A 17,564-nucleotide genomic window follows, 5' to 3' on the forward strand; every position below is an offset into this window, starting at 1 on the left:
TGATGTAATGTTCACGCCTCAAGAGGGCATGCAACGACTTCTTGTCCCGCGCAAAAGCGTACATAACTAGGCTGGCGACCCGTAAAAAGGCCGTCATAGAGGGTTCAAACCGCGAAGTTCCAAACTACAAATGGTTCAAGTTTCGAAGCCTTAAGCAATAGATGGTTCAAACTTCGACGCTTTAGACAATAGATGGTTCAAACTTCGGTGTGTCCTTCCACAAAACAGCAGGTAAAATTTTTCGAGAAACCGAAACATGAACCATCTGTGTTTATAGGTGCCGAAAAACGAACCATCTATGGGAACGTTGCTTTCTAGACCCGCAGCGGGAAAATTAGCGAGGCTCACCCCAGTAGAAGAGGGCCACGGTGCCAGGTCCGGTATGCACACCAATGGTGCTACCGATATTGCTGTACTGCACCTTGCCATTCATCTTGGGGAATAGTTCCTCAATCGCATCGCCCACCATATGCGCATCCTTGAGGCACTCGCTATTGGAAATATAAACTTTGTCGCTGTAGTCTAGGCCACCTACGGCACGCTCTTTCATGATTTCAACAACGCGACTAGCTGCACGTTTTTTGGTGCGAACCTTTTCGATCACAGCCAGCGAACCATCGTGTGCCACATTCATCACAGGACAAATCTTGAGCATGCCACCCACAAGACCTGCTGCCTTGGAGATGCGCCCACCACGAATAAAGAAAGTTAAATCGGTAGAGAAGAACCAATGATTGAGCTCGAGCTTGTGCTCCTCGACCCACGCCACCAACTCCTCGGCACTCATGCCCTCATCACGCAAATCAGCCAGTTTGTCAACAAGCAGACCATAGCCCGCAGAGGCCGCAAGACTATCAACAACATAAATCTTGCGCTCGGGATATTGTTCGGCAAGCAAATCTCGTGCGGTCACCGCAGCGTTGTAGCTACCCGAAATACCCGAACTCAATGTAAGGTGCACAACATCCTTGCCAGCTTCAAGCGTTGGCTTAAACAAATCGACGTATTCGCCCACACTTACCTGCGAGGTATGCGCTTCAGAACCCGACAAAATCTTGGCATAAAGCTCGGCAGGAGGTAGACTCTCGCCAAAGTCATCCTTGCCATCTATCCCATCTACCTGGAAATTAAAATATGCGTACGAAATATTGCGTCTGTCAAGATTCTCACGTGGGACGTCAACGGTAGAGCAACAACTCAGCACATATGAAGCCATATTTGCACCACTTTCTTGATGGGGACTCTCTTATCCTACTACCGATCACTACCAAACACAGAAAAATTTAGAGGTTAATGTAGCTTAACTTATTCCAATAATATGACCAAACTTGTTTGGGTGCCGACAAGTGCTTATTGGGCATAAGGATCAAAGCCCTGTGCAAATGTCGAAATCATCAGATTTGTAAGGCTTGAAGTATCGCGGCGCGGCATGGGAATTTCGTCTCGATGCAACCATACGGCACTGCGTAACTCAGAATGATCCACAGTTACATCGTCTCCTGCAGCCTCACACCAATAACCCACCAAGATAGAAGATGAGAAAGGCCAGGGCTGTCCGCGCCAATAGCGCAGTTTGCTCACCTCAAGGCCAACCTCTTCCTTGACCTCGCGCAGTACTGTCTGCTCAAAACTCTCACCCACCTCGGTATAACCTGCAACCAACGCATAATTGTCATAGCGATAGTGTGCGCGAGCATATTTGGTCAGCAGTAAACGTTCATGGCTTTTGTCAACAATACCCACAATGACACCCGGATTAATGCGCGGGTAAATCACATTTCCGCAGGCAGGACATACTAACTCGCGACTTGTTGGGGCAAGCTCGGTAGGATGGCCACACGCTCCACAAAAACGATTGCTCCGATACCAACCTGCTAGTTGGTGGCCCGTAATTGCTGCAAAGGCCAGCCAGCGCGGAGAAGCAAAACGCAATTCACGAATACTTTCCCAAGCAAAACGCGGGGAGGAAGAGTCCGCAGAAGCATTGGCTGCAGAAGCACCGACTCCAGACGAAAGCGCCTCCGCTGCATCCGCAGCACGGGCAAGAAAAAAGTCCTGCTCATCAACTGAAAATAGATAGACCAAATCTAATTCGGCTGCACTACGAGAAAAATCAGAAAAGCGGGGTAGTTCAAGATTGCCTCCCAAGCTAAAACCTGAGTTATCTTGGGACTTTTCTCCCGTCAGACAACAGAAAATCTCGATGGCACGACAACACAAAACAATGCTTTGCGCCTGGGGTTCTTTGGGTACATAACGATTGGAAAAGGCGTGCTTGCCAATATCTTGAATCATGGGGGGCCTCTAAACCAAGGGCAGCAAGTTCACTAAGGGAACAAGCACAATGGGTAAAAAACACGCCGGCAAAAAGTCTGCCACCTTGAGTTGGGTGATGCCCAGCAGATTGGTGCCAACTGCCAACAATAATAGTGATCCCGTAACCGACATCTCGGCAATAACCGCCTCAGTTAGCAAGGGTGCAATCAAACTAGCACCTAGGGACAACAGACCCTCATAAACAAATAATGACACTGCCACAAAGGGCACGCCAACACCCATTGATGCCGCCATAGGAATGCAAACTACAAGGTCAATGATGCCCTTTGCAATAAGTGTGCTGTGATCAAGCGACAAACCCGATGCAAGAGATCCCACAATTGCCATCGCACCTGTACAGCAAAATAAGGTCGTATTGACAAAACCTAAGGAAAGGCTTCCGAGCTGACCGCCCGTGGGTAACACTTTATCCAGCCGCGTCTGCACCCAGTCGCCTAGGCGATGCACTGCACCGTCAATCCCCAACATCCAACCAATCACGCCACCCAACGCTACAGCCAACGTCACCACAACAATATTGCCGCCCTTAGCTGCCATACCTTGCACCGCAACCAAAACTACGCACAGTCCTTGACCCTTGAGCAAAAAGTCTCCCAGATCATTGGATACGTGACTCTTAAATGTCAGACCGATCAAAGCTCCTAGTAATGCTTCTATGCCATTAAGCAGCGCTCCAAGCACAATCATGCTGCGTCTCCATCTTTGGTATTGCGCTTCAGCGCTTTCTCTGCCGCATCGGAACGAATTGCTGTACCCGTACGAAAAGTCTCTTTCCAAGGATTTGCTTCATTAGGGTCAGTGGGATCAAAACCACGGAAGGTTTTGCTTGAAGGATTATCGTCGTTTTCGTCAAGCGCAATCGTGCCGGGCTTGCCCATTGGACCCGGATGATCTGCGTCATCATAAAAAACCACGGGCGTTCCTAGCGGGCAATTGTCATAAATCCATTTGGCATCGCAAACTTGCAAACGCACACAACCCAAAGAAGCCGAACTTCCCTGCTTATTAAATTCCTTATATTCCAAATCATTTTCATGTTCGGACAGATATGGAACGCTATGGAACAAAATGTCACCATCAATACGGGTCACATACTGACCAAACACATCCTGAAACAACGCCCCCCAGCGATAACGCTCGGGCGTGTGAAAATAACCCAGTGGCGTATAGGTACCCGTTGCACATACCATTGCCATGTAAGGCTTTGTGTACTTGTTATCGGCATCTAACGCCAGCACGGTTACCGTATTGGCAGCTCGATTGATAGCAATCATATACGGTGCGGTTTTACCATCGGCGGCCTTTTGCGCCTGATAAGAAAAGCTCTCCGCATTGGCAAAATCTTTCCAAGAAGGGCAGTTATGTGCAATATTTTGCATTAACTTTTTGCCAAGCTTTGCATAATCATAAGGATCGCTCAGCTGACTTGGAGCCTTACCTGTACAGTTAAGCGAAGCGCGTTTACGCACGGTCTCAATACGCTTTTCGGCAGCACTCAGTTGTTTGTCCTGAGATGCAGATGAAGCAGAGTCTGCACCCAGACGTGACATACTCCCCTGTCTACATTCTCTTACGCAAACAAAAGCCACAGACACCACAACTGCCAACAAAGTGCAAACAACACCGCTCACAATGCGACGACGTTGCTGACGGCGTCGTGCCGCCTCACGGCGTTGGCGGCGTAGCTCGCGCCGCTCGGCATAGCTCTGTTGGCTATTTCTTGGCATGCTGCACTTCTTTATACCCACGCGCGACCCAGCCTACCCTAACCCAACAAATCAATGAGGTCTTCACGGGCAAGCGACGCTAGACCCATGCCGCCACCCGTACCAACTACCGCATCTGCAAGGTCGGCCTTTTTGGCTTGCAGAGCAACAATACGTTCCTCAATGGTACCTTTGCATATGACCTTATAGACGGTCACGTCACTGCGCTGACCAATACGATGCGCGCGGTCAGTCGCTTGATCTTCGGCAGCAACATTCCACCAAGGATCAGCATGAATCACTACCTGAGCGCCCACCAAATTAAGGCCCGTTCCACCAGCACGCAAAGAAATCAAAAAGACCGGCGTATCATCACTGTTAAACTCCCTAACTAGACGTACTCGCTCATCTTTGGGAGTCGAGCCCGTCAGTTCAAAGAAGCTCACATGCTCCTCGCGGAGCTTATCTGCAATCAAGCTCAAAAAGCTTGTGAACTGCGAAAACACCAATAACTTGGCTCCTGCATCAATAGAGGTGGATATCAAATCCCAAATCATATCTATCTTGCAGCTACCACCTGTATAGTCGTCATACACCAGTCGCGGATCACAGCAGAGCTGACGCAGGCGCATGAGTTCGGTCAAAATCTGCATCTTTCCCTTGTTCCAGCCTGCATCGCTTTGCTTTTCTAGAGAAAGACGTAGTGCCTGTTCGTGTGCATGGTAGAGCTTGCTTTGCTCATCTTCCATACGCGCAAAAATGGACGTCTCAAGTTTATCAGGCAGATCGGTCAAAACCCCGCGCTTAAGGCGGCGCAGGATGAAAGGCCCAACTGCCGCCTTGAGACGAGCGGCAACCTCCTCGTCTCCTGCCACAATTGGCTGCTCATAGCGCTCACGAAAACGTTCATAGCTGCCCAGGAGACCAGGCATCAGAAAATCAAAAATGCTCCAAAGCTCAGATAGACGATTTTCAACAGGAGTACCTGTCAGCGCAAAACGATGGCGAGCCTTGAGCGTCTTGACCGCTCGCGCTGCTAAGGTTTGGTGGTTTTTGACATACTGAGCCTCGTCCAAAATCACGTATTGAAAAGTCTCGCCCACGTAATCTTCGATATCACGTCGCAGCAAGTCATAGCTGGTAATAAGCACCTCATGACCCATCTCATGACGCTGCATAAACCTCTGTTGAGCTACGCCTGCCACCACGGCAATATCCATATCTGGCGCGAATTTTTCAAATTCTTCTTGCCAGTTATAAACCAACGAAGCAGGACAAACTACAAGACTTCTCCCCCGTCCACGGCGTGCAAGCAACAGAGAAATCATCTGCACTGTTTTACCGAGGCCCATCTCATCAGCAAGAATGCCGCCAAATCCCATATCAGAAAGGGCAGAGAGCCACTGAAAACCCCTCAGCTGATAGGGGCGCAAAGTCTGCGCCAAAGCAGCAGGAGCCACATAAGTCGTTGGATCGATGTTTTCAAAATCCTCTATCCACTGCTCAAAGGATTGGTCCTTGTCCTCCTCATGCAAAATACTATTGAGGAGAAATGCCTTGTACGAAGGCAGCTCAACGTTACCGGTGCCCAACTGACCAGCAGATATTCCCAGCTCGTCTACCAGTGCTGCAGCTTCAGATAAATCCAACTGAGAAATGTCCAATAGACTACCGTCACGCAGGCGATGATAACTTTTGCGTTTGCGATAACTGGCAAGCAGAGCATAAAGTTCAGAGAGAGGCAGATCGTCAGCCGAAACAGACAGGCGAATCAGCTCCGAATCCATCGTCACACCCCAATGAATAGCGGGACGCGCGGAAGAGATGAGCTTATCAAAAGCGGAGGTCGTGCGTACCTCTCCTGCGACACGCATGCGCCCAAGACCCGAAAATACCAAACGTGCCAAAGCATCTGTATCTCGCGAAGCCAAGGTCCACGCAGCATCGTTACCAACAGCGCCAACATTGGGCACAAAATAGCGCGAAGCCAGCTGGCGTGCCGAAGCTTCTGCAACGAGATCGCGACGCAAATCGCGCTCGCTATCGGGACGGGCAGGATACAGCTGCACTTCTTGGTCACCATAGCGTGCAATGATATTAAGCGTTACCAAACCGTTGACTTGGTCAAGAAGAAATACCAGCTCACAAGCTACAGGTTTAAGTGCCTCGAGCGCAGCAGGCGCCGCGATACCTAGGTTTTTTTGGAGTTGCGGCAAAACAGTCGCCGCAAAGCGAGGGGCATCCTCAGCAGCAAGGCTCAGCTTGGCCTCGGAGCTGCAATACACCGTTTGGATAAAATCCTTGAGCTCAAAAATGCGCGGGGAACAAATGAGGAGCTTGTCATTTTGTAATGCATAGGCGTGTTGCTCGGAGACAAAAAACCCAAGTCCATTATCAGAACGCACCAGCTCATATGCACCATCGCCCGTATCTTTTACGTCGAGGCGCACATCAGGATCACCTTCCTCTACAAGGAAATTTCGCAATTCACCTGCTTGGGCACTACTTGTTCCCGCTTCATAATCGCGTTCAATAAGCAGCTCGAGTGACCTGCCTTTATGCAGGGCGATAAGCTCATCAAGCTCAGGTCCAGATAAGCGCAGCTCACGCGCCGTACTTGCACCACTTCGAACGCTCACTCCGCTGTAATAGCGACCATACACACGCTCTGCCGCATAACTACGACGATTTTGCACAGCACGGACCAACCACTGTACTAACTCCCAGGAGTCGGCCTCAAAAGCCGTCTCATCATGAACAGCAGTAAGCTTTTTCCCATAATTGACAACATTGGCAGCACGCACATCGTCAACAAAGTCACCAAGATTTTTGACTACATACCCTCCGCGCGACCCCGAAATATGAAAACGAACAAACATCTCACCTGAAGCCAGGGATGTCACCAACGTGGGTTTAAGCTGCAGAGTTGCAGGTGGTTCCACTGGTCCTGCTGGTACAACAGGCAAATCGCGCTGATTACGATCGAGGAAATTTGTCACAGGCGACGAAGTCACAACATGCTTGGTCTCATCATGCCCCTCATAGAGCTCGGGACGCTCAATATAATCTAGACCCAAAGCAATCGCATGCTTGCAGGGACCCGAAAACCTATGAGCAGCGGGGCAATCACAGCTATAGTCCAGCAGGCGATCCGCTTTTTCATCAACTGAAATTTTGGTCTCATAGTAGTCAGCATAACCTGAGCTGCTTTCCACCAAGGCAACAATATCGGTTGTTTCACCTCGATATCTACAAGCACGGACCGAAAAGGCTCTAGGTGAGCTCGCAATCATACTTCCACGCTCAAACACTGCAGGTCTGACTTCTCTTTTGAGTGCTGACTGTGTAAGCATTACGCGTCACCCCCTTTGAAAACCATTTGCCATCTCGCTCTGTTCTGTCCATGCGTGCTCGCGGCAAAACAACAGCAAAAAGGCTGAACTATTAGTATATCCCCTTGATTTGAGAGGGATACGCCTAGTTGGGATGAGTTGTGCAAAATCTGCAGCTAAGAAGTATGGAAAGAACTAAAAGGCACTAATCCAAAGGAGCTTCTTCAAAAAACCAGCGATAGAGCTTTGCTTGCTCGGGAGTATCAAGACTGGATTTCAACTGGACTTTGCCTGGATGATTGTCCTTATACAACAGGCCACGCTCCTCAAGCAGATGTCTCGTCTGCCGCGCGGTACCTGCTGCTCCATCAAAGAAACGCACGTCACCGAGGACATCACGAATCTGTTTTGTCACAAAGGGATAGTGTGTACAGCCCAACACTACTCCATCAATTTTGTCTGCCCAGCACCCGATCAGAGACCCCAGCAGCGCGTGCAGATCAGCATCATCAAGATGACCTTTTTCTATCCGCGTTGCCAAACCTGCACAAGGCACTTCGATAACCTCTGCTGTACTGTGGCATTCACTTTTAAGCTGCTGATACTTGTCCAAACGCAGGGTCACGGGCGTCGCCATCACCAAAATGCGCCCATGAGGCAACGCCTCGCGAGCGGGCTTGAGCGCTGGTTCCACACCCACAATAGGTATATCGTATTCGTCACGCATCGCATCAGCAGCAGCGCTCGTTGCGGTATTGCAGGCAATTACTACGGCTTTTGCACCATTCTCTACCATCTGAGCAATGATATTGCGCGTTAGAGTACGCACTTCTTCATCAGTTTTTTCACCATATGGATTATGTGCGGAGTCACCAAAGAAGTGGAAATCCTCGTGAGGCAGCTCGCACACAAGCTTGCGTAGGACACTAATACCGCCCACGCCCGAATCAAGCACCCCAATAAAGTCCTTTGCCACCCAATCACCTCCACATATTCATGACCAAGTACCGTCGTCACTGGCAGCCGTTCTGCTTGACAGTTAGAATCCATACCGCACGACAATAGCACCTAAAGCGAATCTATAGGACACAACAATACACGCAGACGGGCGAACGGACACAAACCCAAAGGTGGGAGACTATGAGCAACGCAGGCAAAAAGGTCAAGGTTCACTATGTGGGCACATTGGATGACGGTACAAAATTTGATTCTTCACGCGACCGCGGGGAGGCGCTCGCTTTTGTTTGCATGGCGGGCCAGATGATTAAGGGTTTTGATGCTGCCGTCAACGAGATGGAAGTTGGCGAAATTCGCAACGTACATATTCCTGCAGCTGAGGCCTACGGCCCCCGTCGCCTAGAGTTGGTGCAGACCTTCCCCATTGCAGGCCTGCCTGGTGCCGAAAACCTCAAGGTTGGTATGCATCTGTCGCTGGGTTCGCAGTCAGGGGCTGCATATCCTGCCGTCGTTAGTGCTATGGACAAGGAAAATATCACCTTTGATATGAATCACGAAATGGCTGGTAAAGACCTCAATTTTGAAATTGAACTGCTTGAGATTGAGGACTAATGGCTACTGAGGAAAGTTTGTCTTCGTACAAATCCAAGCAACTCATTGTCATGCGCCGTGACCTCAGGATGCGCAAAGGCAAAATTGCAGCTCAAGCTGGTCATGCTTGCGTTGAAGCCGTGTTGATGGCGCTTGCACGCGAAAATCGTCTACAGGATGTATATCTGAACGTAGACGAGATGGGCGAACCTTGTTGGGCTGGCATTGATGACGCGGGTGAGCCATCGGCGTTGACCGACTGGTTTCGCTTTGGCGTGGCTAAGGTCTGCGTCTACGTTGATTCGGAAGAAGAGCTACTCGAGATCGCACATCAAGGTCGTGAACAGGGTTTTTTGGTGTCCCTCATTCGCGATGCAGGACTCACGGAATTCCACGGCGAGGCGACGTATACCTGCCTCGCCTTTGAGCCCCTTCGCGCATCCGACATAGACCCCATCACGGGCAAGCTTCCCCTCTATTAATCATAACCGCCCACTATGCGGGTGGTTATGATTGCGGGTCATCAACCCAGTCTCACACGTTTTATGCGCAAGACAAGAAAGAGACTGCAACAAAAACCCCTTTAAAAAAAGTCCTCTATGATTGCTTGTGGTTTTCCTGCATGCCGCAGACTACCCCTTATGTAAAGAGTTATAAGCACTTATGCTTTTCTTTCGACATAAATATATCGTTTGTCAATAATAATAAAATATAAACATAAAAAGAGTGTATACTGTATCGTAAGGATTTCAATAGATAGGAGGAACCATATGTATGCAAACAAATTTAAGCTTAAGCAGACCTTCCTGTCTTGTGTGATCGTTATTATATCTAGTAACCTATAGTGTAAGCGATACGCGTTTCTTGAATGGTAATATTAGCGGCCATAATTTAGTTACCAGCGTATATTACGGGTAGGTGATTACATGCCTGAAATTTTAGTTTTTTTGATTGTTGCAGTTATCACCGTTTCGATAATAAGAGCAATCCCATTTCTCATTGCAGCTGTACAAGAATTTATTAGTAAGTCCAAGTAGTGCTATAAATCATAAGGCTGTATCAGAAGTGAATCTGGTACAGCCTTATGATTAAAGTAGGTTGATGGACAGCATCTATCGACTATTTCCGTAACACCTTGCGTGTCAAAAGCCACAGGTTGTTTCAAGCAATGCGATTCTGCCTGCCAAAAGCTACGTTCCGTTTCATCCTGCACGGCTTTGCTTGTCAAAAGCCACAGTCTACTTCAGAAAAAATGCCAGAAGCCACGTTCTGCTTCAACACCCTTCACGTTTGCACAGGTAAATTTTTTGTGCGTGAAACAAAGTGTGGCTTTTGGCAAAAAAGAGTGAAGCAAAACGTGGCATTTGGCACTTGATATGAAACATGATGTGGCTTTTGTCACTACGTGACCACGGTTGCTCGTAGCAAGAGAAGAGAAGGGTTCATGATTCTTTTCGGACGAGATGATGAACGAGAACCCTTTTCGACAGCAGATGATGAATTAGGAAATCTTTCTTTGGAGCAGGACGATGAACGGAGTCTTTTCCCATGCTGCCAAAATTTCGATAGATGGTTCATGTTTCGGCCTCTTCTTTCCTAGATGGTTCATCTTTCGAACTTCGAGAAAATCTGACCTCCCCTTTTACGCTCGCTTACCTCGAAACTTGAACCATCTGTGAGTGTCGTGTTCGAAACTTGAACCATTTGCGGTTTGTGTTCTACCTATACTCGGTCTTTTGGCAGTCGGTACGAAGCAGAACGTGGCTTTTGACATCTAGCGTGAAATGAAGTGTGGCTTTTTGTTCCACGATGAGTTGCTACAAGGCAAGTTGATATGTCGCAAGATGTTGCTTATTCAAAATACTGATTATTCACTTTGATTGGAACTGCCGGGGTTGCGATGGCGACGGCGGTTAACACGCTTGCGAGGCTGAGGAGTCTGCTGCGTGCTAGCAGTCCCATTGCTGCCAGACTTGCGACCAGCACCAAAGCCACCCTGAGGTTTGCCACCCTGCTGAGCAGCTGCTCCACCACGGTCACCTGGACGGCGCCTCAGATGACGGCTAGCGCCACTACCCTCAGAAGTCGGACGATTCTGCTTGGCATTTGTCTTCATCTGCGGTTGTGCCTCCGCACCCTCAACACTGTGATGACGACGACGCTTGCGGAGAACTTCTGTCTGCGGCGCAATAACATTCCGCTTGTTATCATTTTTCTTGGAAGCAGAGCGCTCAGCAGTAGGATGTCCATTAGCAGAACGCCCATTTTGAGCTTCGGGTACTTCCTGAATTCTGCGGCGACGGCGACGAGGCTGAGCTGCTTCTTTCGCTACAGCTACGGGCTTTGCTTCAAGCTCATTTTTCTTTTCGGCAGGGCGACGAACTTTCTGTGACACAAAAATGTCACTTTCATCAAAGTCCTGCTCATCTGCGCCAACACCATTTTGGCGATCCAACTCAGCCAGCGCCATTTGTACGTCGGGAGAACTGAGCTTGTCTAAAATATCACGCGTTACGGTATCGGGACGACAAGGGCAATTAAGCTCTTCGCTCTTTTTGACCGCAGCATCTGACGTAGTCATATCAGCGAGTTTGACGCGGATAGTCTTGCCATTTTCCAGACGCATCGCCAGTTCTTCTTTGGGTGTGTTGTACTCGACAATCTTTGCCTTACCCAGTGGCGTATCAATAGTGGCATTACGCTTGGGTGCACGCTGCTTAAAGTCACGATATGCTTCAAACTCATAGCGCAAGCAGCACATCAAGCGACCGCAGGCACCCGAAATTTTGGCAGAGTTAAGCGGCAAATCCTGCTCTTTTGCCATGCGAATCGACACAGGCTCAAACTGATGCCCAAAGCGGGCACAGCAGAGCTCTTGGCCACAGTGACCATAGCCACCTACCAGCGCTGCTTCCTCACGCACGCCAATTTGGCGCATATCGATACGACGATGCAGCTCATGTGACAAGTCACGTACAAGCTGACGGAAATCCACGCGCTCGTCAGCCGAGAAATAGCAAACTGCCTTGGCTCCGTCAAAGGTGTACTCCACTCCGACAGGCTTCATGTCTAGACCTTCTTCTTCGGCCAGATGACGAAAGACAGGTAGCGCGCGCTCGGCATCCTCGGCGAGCTTGTCTGCCTGAGCAAGATCTTCTTCTGTTGCGACACGAATAACCGCCCGCAAGGGCACATCGCCAATAATATCGTGCAAATCGGCATCAGAATACTCACGAGCGTCAGCTGTGGTAAGTCCAATTTCAAGTCCGCGTTCAGTCTCGCAGACTACATGGTCGCCCTCGATAGCCTCGCTCTGGTGAGGATCAAAAAGCAAATCACAGCTCGCATAACGAAACTTTACCGGGATCGCGGTGGGCATATGAGCGCCTCCTTGATGCGCAAAAGCATGGCCTCAATGGTCAGCTGAGGTGTGACATTGTGAGAAAGGTCATCAGCTGCATGATTGAGAGCATCAAGCGCAGCAAAAACACCTTCAGTGCCACATGCGCTGGCAAGTTGCTCAACCACATCAGCAACATCGCTATTAACGATGTCCTGACCAACCCCCTCCGAACGCAGCAAAACGTCCCGCAAAACAGACGATAGAGCTGCAAGCATTTCCATAATACCTGAACGACCTTGAGCAGTCTGTTCGCGCTTTTCTGCATCGGCAAGCTGACGAATAGCCGAGGCGCTTAAATATTCTTTGCGAATATCGGCAAGCTCTTGCTCTTCTTCGCTCAGCTCAACGTTATCTTTTTTGGAAGTCTTTTTGTTAAGAGAAATACCTGCCGCCTCGACAAAAGTCCGAGCGGCAAGCAACGTATCCCAATCGTCTAGCTGAGCTAATTGCGCCAGCGTGCGTATCGCAACTGTACGTGCATTCCAACGCTGTGAAGACGAAAGTAGCTCTATCGCCTTTGAGGGTGTATGTGCAATCGAAAGAGCAATACGTGCATCAACAGTATCCGCAGCTGTCTGTGACTGAATAAGCGCACAGGCGTCCTGCTCGTTAGCCGCATGAAAGGGTAGTTGCTGGCAACGCGATGCGATGGTAGGCAAAAGTTGATCAAGCGTGCGCGCAATCAGGATAAAGACAACATCTGACGGTGGCTCTTCGATAGTCTTGAGCAGGGCATTTGCTGCAGCACCACCAAGCTTGCCCGCATCATGCAGGATATAAACCTTGCGCTGAGCTCGCACGGGAGCCATTGTAGCCTGCGCCGTCAGCTCGCGCGCTTGCGACACCAGATAGCCCGTCGCACTCTCGGGTTTCATAACCTGCACATCAGGGTGCGTACCATGTGCCACGCGCTGACACTCCTGACAATTACCGTCTCCCCCACGAGGACAGACGATGCACTGCGCCAAGGCAAACGCTGCTTCCGTTTTACCCGAACCCTGAGGTCCAACAAACAAATACGCATGCGACACATAATCATGTGCCAAGGCAAACGCAAGAAAATCTCGCACCTGGGGATTCCACTGAATTTGTTCCAAAGCCGGAGGCAGTGGGGACACAAGCTCACTCATTTCTAGCCTCCGCCAACCGGGGAAGCAAATCCGCTAAAACCCTACACACTCGGGCAAAAACCTCTTCGGGACTACCAGTGGCATCCACAAGTTTGACACGCTCGGGCTCTTCTTTTGCAAGCCTTAAGTAAGCAGAACGCACACGCTGCTGGAACTCTAAACCTGCCGCCTCCATGCGATCAACGCTGGTTGCGGTTGCGCGGGCAAAGGATTGTTCAACTGGCATATCCAGCACCAGCGTCCTGTCAGGCTTGCGCCCAAGACTACCCAGCTTATTAGCTTGACGCACCAATGAATCCAAAAGTCCTCGACCACCTGCTTGATAGGCGTAAGTCGAATCAAAAAAACGATCACAAAGTACTAAGGTATCTGCCGCCAGCGCGGGCTCAATTACCTCGTGTACCAGCTGCGCACGCGAGGCTTCGTAGAGCAACAATTCGCACTCAGAGCACATACCTGCATTTGCTGTATCCAACAACAGTGCACGGATCTTTTCGGAAACCACCGTCCCGCCCGGCTCGCGTAGACGGCATACACTAAAACCAGCCTCAAGAAGAGCAGTGTTCAACCGCGTGGTCTGCGTTGTCTTGCCGCAGCCATCGGGACCTTCAAGCGTTATGAACAAGCCGCTCATGCGACCATCTCCTAGCTCTTGCGTGAGGCTGTCTTTTTACTGCTTGCCTTTTTGGTGCTGGTCTTGCGCGTGGAGCTTGCCTTGCGCCCAGCGACGCGCCCACGAGTCGTGGGTTTCTTTTCTTTGCTAGGACAATCCATGTTGACGCAAATCTTCCAAGGACCACGCTGGGTATTGACCACCACCATCGGTGCACCACAGTCGGGGCAAGTCTCACCCGTTGCCTCAAGTTTGCCGCGCTGTGGCAAGGGGTAGCTCGTACCGCAGATATCATAGTTGGTACAGCGAATAAAACGTTTGCCCGTACGCTCGGATTTATGCGCTACCAAATCACCATGGCGGCCAGCCTCAGCACAGGCCTTGCACTCCCCCACAATAAGATCGGGTTCAGCATTGGTAGGACAAGCAGGATTAACGCAAGTTTCAAAGACGCGTTGACGGAAGGGATGCACCTTAACGCGGGGAGCGCCACATTCTGGGCAGACACCTGCATCACCCTCGAGCGGCTCAATGCGACCCGTTGGAACGGGATAAGTAACATCACAATCAGGCCAACCCATACAGCCAATAAAGCTGCCACGAGTCTTTGCCGAATGCTTCATCACAAGGTCACGACCGCACTTAGGACAGGCGCCCACCTTGGCATCAGCGGTCACCGCATCCGAAATACGGTCACCCAAATCATCTTTGTGCTCAATCAACTCGTCCATCATGCCGGCAAGCAACGCACGCGAATGCATAACAACCTGATCTTGCGACTTATTGCCCTCAGCCACTTTGGTCATATCGCCTTCGAGCTCGGCGGTCATATCGGGAGTCGTAATATGCGGAGCATACTGCGACAAAGCATCAATGACGGCCATGCCTAGCTGACTTGGCTCCACAGGATCATTTTTGAGATAGCGTACATCATAGAGACGCTGAATAATCGAGGCACGCGTGGATTTGGTACCCAGACCGCGCTTCTCCATCTCCTGAATGAGTTTGCCTTGGCTATATCGCGCAGGGGGTTCGGTTTGCTTGTGATCCTTATTCATGCTCGCAATCGACAGCACATCTCCCTCAGCAAGGACAGGCAACTGCTCGTCTTTGCGCAGACCATAAGGATAAATGGCGCGAAAACCTGGTTTCGCCAGCACAGATCCTGACGCGCGGAAAGGCTCTCCCGCAACATCAAGCATTACCTTGGTATCTTCGATAACCGCTGCCTCGGACAGCGTTGCCAAAAAGCGCCGCGCAATAAGGTTGTAGAGCTTCCATGCGGCCGGCTGGAGTTTACTAGGATCTGCCGCTGCCGTGGGATAAATGGGCGGATGGTCGGTGGTTTCCTGTTTGCCACGGGTTGCCGTCAGCTTTGATTTGCCAAGCAATTCCGTGCAGGTCGGACGGTAGTTAGGCACCGCCGAGAGAGTCTTTACTACATCACGCAAATCAAGTGAGCGCGGATAGACCGTATTGTCAACACGAGGATAGGAAATCAAGCCATCCATGTAGAGTGACTCTGCCAAACGCATAGTACGCGAAGGTGAAAGACCTTCTGATGCAGCTGCTGCCTGCAGTGATGTTGTATTAAAAGGCACTGGCGGACGTACGGTACGAGTCTTTTTACTAACAGCACTCACTGTGGCTTCCTTGGCATCACAGACACGCGCAAAAATCTCATCTGCAAGCTCTGCTTCCCAAAAGCGACCTTCCTTGGTGCCCGGGTGAGAAATACGAAAAGCGTCCTCAGCATCATCCTGCTGGCGATGCGCCATACCCCAAATAACCCAATAATCCTTGGGAACAAAAGCCTGACGTTCGCGTTCGCGTTCAACCACCAGAGCAAGAGTGGGCGTCTGCACACGACCAGCCGAGCGCACATTTCCAAAGCCACCAAAATGTGCCATCGTGAGGTAACGAGTCAACACTGCACCCCAGATAAGATCAATATACTGACGGCTCTCACCCGCATCTGCGAGGTCTTGGTCAAGCGGTACCAAATTGGCAAAAGCGTGGTCAATCTCAGATTTGGTAAAGGCTGAATAACGTGCGCGAGATACAGGAACTTCTGAAGCTACTTGCTGCATCTGCCGTAGGGCATCCGAGCCAATGAGCTCGCCTTCGCGGTCAAAGTCCGTGCCAATAATAATGGCATCAGACTTCTTGGCAAGATTTTTGAGCGCACGGATAATCTCTTTTTCAGCAGGCTGCTTTTCGATAGGAGCCCAAACCAAATACGGCAGGCTGGGCACCTTCCAACCTTTGATATCGATGCCATCAGCAAGGTAAGGCTTACGCTTACTCGTGTAGGGTGGACGATCCAATCCATCGGGCAAATCCGCAGCTAAATGCTCTCCTGAAAGAGTTTCTGCATACCAACCTTCACGCTGATTAAACCTCAACACGGGAGGAAAATCGGGCGCCATAATATGACCGCGCAAACCAATCGTGACACAGTCACGCCCATCATGACTAAAACGGTAGATGGGCGTGTTGTAAACCTTGTCTGGCTTTGGCTTGCCAATGTCACAGAGCAATCGTGCAATCTGTTGGGCAGCGTCATTTTTCTCGGTGACAATCAGTATCAAGCTTCTAAGCCTTTCTTGATAATGTCCTGGGCAAAGCCGGGCTTAGGACTTTTTCTTTGCAAGAGCCTTTTGTTGCTCGGCCTCCTGCCGTGCGAGTTTACGAGCTTCAAGCTCGTCTTGATGCTCCTCGTAATCTTCGCGACTCCATTTAAGCGCTGCTTTGCCATCGCGAACAGTAATAACCTGTCTGGCAACCGCAAGAGCAGCCTCGTACAAAAGTACCATAGGGAAATACATCAGCAGCATGGTCATTGGCGATGCATCAGGGGTAAAGCAGGCAGTCAGCACCAACAGGCCTACATAGACATAGCGCCAATTCTCGCGGAAAGCTTTGTAGGGAACAACATGCAAAATCGACAGGTAAAAAACGAATAGCGGCAGCTGAAAGGTCACGCCAAACGCAACTTCAAGCAGCATCATTAAGTTAAGGTAGTCGGTAGCCTCTGCCTGAACATTAGCCCCCAGCTCAACTGACTGCTCAACCAACCAGCCAAAAGCTGCCTGCAGAATCACGGCATAGCAAAAGGCCATACCCAAGAAGAAAAGAAAGACCATAATCACAAAGGTAGGAATTACCCAACGACGTTCTTTTTCCTTGAGAGCTGGCAGTACAAAACCAAAAATCTCCCACACAATGATAGGAGTGCAGACAATCACGCCAAAGAAGAGTGCTACTTTAAAGCGGATGGTAAAGCCACCCAAGGCAGTAAGCACCGTGAGCACGGTGCCCTTGGGCAGAGCCTGACGGATAGCATCCATCATCATCTCGATAAGCGTTGGGGTAGCCACATATACGACCACAGTAGTGATAAGTACCGAAACGATAATGATGGTCATCCTCCGGCGAAGCTCGCCAAGGTGATCCAACAAGGGCATACGCGCGGGACCGATAGGCATATCTATA

At 50.1% G+C, this 17,564-nt stretch carries 13 protein-coding genes; 2 read left to right on the top strand and 11 right to left on the bottom strand.

Annotated features, from left to right (window positions below; translation table 11 throughout):
- Positions 1–334: 334 nt before the first annotated feature.
- The 6 genes from ACO5JD_RS03635 to murI form a co-directional block, all read right to left on the bottom strand.
- A complete protein-coding gene (locus ACO5JD_RS03635; RefSeq protein ID WP_484987664.1) occupies positions 335–1,216 on the bottom strand; it encodes a DegV family protein in 882 nt (293 codons plus the stop codon).
- A 134-nt stretch (positions 1,217–1,350) separates the two neighbouring features.
- The gene (gene nudC / locus ACO5JD_RS03640) at positions 1,351–2,295 is read right to left on the bottom strand and encodes an NAD(+) diphosphatase (protein ID WP_484987666.1); all 945 of its coding nucleotides are present in this window, start codon (positions 2,293–2,295) and stop codon (positions 1,351–1,353) included.
- A 9-nt stretch (positions 2,296–2,304) separates the two neighbouring features.
- The gene (locus tag ACO5JD_RS03645; protein WP_484987668.1) at positions 2,305–3,024 is read right to left on the bottom strand and encodes a DUF554 domain-containing protein; all 720 of its coding nucleotides are present in this window, start codon (positions 3,022–3,024) and stop codon (positions 2,305–2,307) included.
- Positions 3,021–4,064 (bottom strand): L,D-transpeptidase, encoded by a 1,044-nt coding sequence (locus ACO5JD_RS03650; RefSeq protein WP_484987670.1) that lies wholly within the window; start codon positions 4,062–4,064, stop codon positions 3,021–3,023. The genes ACO5JD_RS03645 and ACO5JD_RS03650 overlap by 4 nt, the downstream gene beginning before the upstream one ends.
- 38 nt (positions 4,065–4,102) lie before the next feature.
- Complete coding sequence (locus ACO5JD_RS03655) at positions 4,103–7,396, bottom strand: DEAD/DEAH box helicase (RefSeq protein ID WP_484987672.1); 3,294 nt, start codon at positions 7,394–7,396, stop codon at positions 4,103–4,105.
- Positions 7,397–7,580: 184 nt separating this feature from the next.
- Positions 7,581–8,351, bottom strand: a complete 771-nt coding sequence (murI, locus tag ACO5JD_RS03660; protein ID WP_484987674.1) for a glutamate racemase — start codon at positions 8,349–8,351, stop codon at positions 7,581–7,583.
- A gap of 164 nt (positions 8,352–8,515) precedes the next feature.
- Here murI and ACO5JD_RS03665 point away from each other — a divergent pair, with 164 nt between their 5' ends.
- Together ACO5JD_RS03665 and pth2 are read left to right on the top strand one after the other, a co-directional pair.
- Positions 8,516–8,944, top strand: a complete 429-nt coding sequence (locus ACO5JD_RS03665; RefSeq protein ID WP_021625041.1) for an FKBP-type peptidyl-prolyl cis-trans isomerase — start codon at positions 8,516–8,518, stop codon at positions 8,942–8,944.
- The gene (pth2, locus tag ACO5JD_RS03670; RefSeq protein WP_484987676.1) at positions 8,944–9,405 is read left to right on the top strand and encodes an aminoacyl-tRNA hydrolase; all 462 of its coding nucleotides are present in this window, start codon (positions 8,944–8,946) and stop codon (positions 9,403–9,405) included. Before ACO5JD_RS03665 ends, pth2 begins: the two co-directional genes overlap by 1 nt.
- 1,385 nt (positions 9,406–10,790) lie before the next feature.
- On the opposite strand, the gene ACO5JD_RS03675 is transcribed toward pth2, so the two are convergent.
- Genes ACO5JD_RS03675 through tatC form a run of 5 tightly spaced genes read right to left on the bottom strand, consistent with a single transcriptional unit; the run spans position 10,791 to position 17,557 of the window.
- Entirely contained in the window at positions 10,791–12,302 is a 1,512-nt protein-coding gene (locus ACO5JD_RS03675; RefSeq protein WP_484987678.1) for a PSP1 domain-containing protein, read from the bottom strand.
- Positions 12,281–13,456 (bottom strand): DNA polymerase III subunit, encoded by a 1,176-nt coding sequence (locus ACO5JD_RS03680; RefSeq protein WP_484987680.1) that lies wholly within the window; start codon positions 13,454–13,456, stop codon positions 12,281–12,283. The genes ACO5JD_RS03675 and ACO5JD_RS03680 overlap by 22 nt, the downstream gene beginning before the upstream one ends.
- Positions 13,449–14,090, bottom strand: coding sequence for a dTMP kinase (gene tmk / locus ACO5JD_RS03685; RefSeq protein WP_021625048.1), 642 nt, complete (start codon positions 14,088–14,090; stop codon positions 13,449–13,451). Before tmk ends, ACO5JD_RS03680 begins: the two co-directional genes overlap by 8 nt.
- An 11-nt stretch (positions 14,091–14,101) precedes the next feature.
- Complete coding sequence (locus ACO5JD_RS03690) at positions 14,102–16,660, bottom strand: DNA topoisomerase I (protein ID WP_484987682.1); 2,559 nt, start codon at positions 16,658–16,660, stop codon at positions 14,102–14,104.
- 42 nt (positions 16,661–16,702) lie between these two features.
- Positions 16,703–17,557, bottom strand: coding sequence for a twin-arginine translocase subunit TatC (gene tatC / locus ACO5JD_RS03695; RefSeq protein ID WP_484987684.1), 855 nt, complete (start codon positions 17,555–17,557; stop codon positions 16,703–16,705).
- Positions 17,558–17,564: the final 7 nt, after the last annotated feature.

This window comes from Olegusella sp., from assembly GCF_057238325.1.

Coding starts and splice junctions, on each gene's coding strand:
- ACO5JD_RS03650 (WP_484987670.1), bottom strand. CDS start 4,064: ATGCCAAGAAATAGCCAACAGAGCTATGCCGAGCGGCGCGAGCTACGC.
- pth2 (WP_484987676.1), top strand. CDS start 8,944: ATGGCTACTGAGGAAAGTTTGTCTTCGTACAAATCCAAGCAACTCATT.
- ACO5JD_RS03635 (WP_484987664.1), bottom strand. CDS start 1,216: ATGGCTTCATATGTGCTGAGTTGTTGCTCTACCGTTGACGTCCCACGT.
- ACO5JD_RS03675 (WP_484987678.1), bottom strand. CDS start 12,302: ATGCCCACCGCGATCCCGGTAAAGTTTCGTTATGCGAGCTGTGATTTG.
- ACO5JD_RS03680 (WP_484987680.1), bottom strand. CDS start 13,456: ATGAGTGAGCTTGTGTCCCCACTGCCTCCGGCTTTGGAACAAATTCAG.
- ACO5JD_RS03645 (WP_484987668.1), bottom strand. CDS start 3,024: ATGATTGTGCTTGGAGCGCTGCTTAATGGCATAGAAGCATTACTAGGA.
- tatC (WP_484987684.1), bottom strand. CDS start 17,557: ATGCCTATCGGTCCCGCGCGTATGCCCTTGTTGGATCACCTTGGCGAG.
- nudC (WP_484987666.1), bottom strand. CDS start 2,295: ATGATTCAAGATATTGGCAAGCACGCCTTTTCCAATCGTTATGTACCC.
- ACO5JD_RS03655 (WP_484987672.1), bottom strand. CDS start 7,396: ATGCTTACACAGTCAGCACTCAAAAGAGAAGTCAGACCTGCAGTGTTT.
- tmk (WP_021625048.1), bottom strand. CDS start 14,090: ATGAGCGGCTTGTTCATAACGCTTGAAGGTCCCGATGGCTGCGGCAAG.
- ACO5JD_RS03665 (WP_021625041.1), top strand. CDS start 8,516: ATGAGCAACGCAGGCAAAAAGGTCAAGGTTCACTATGTGGGCACATTG.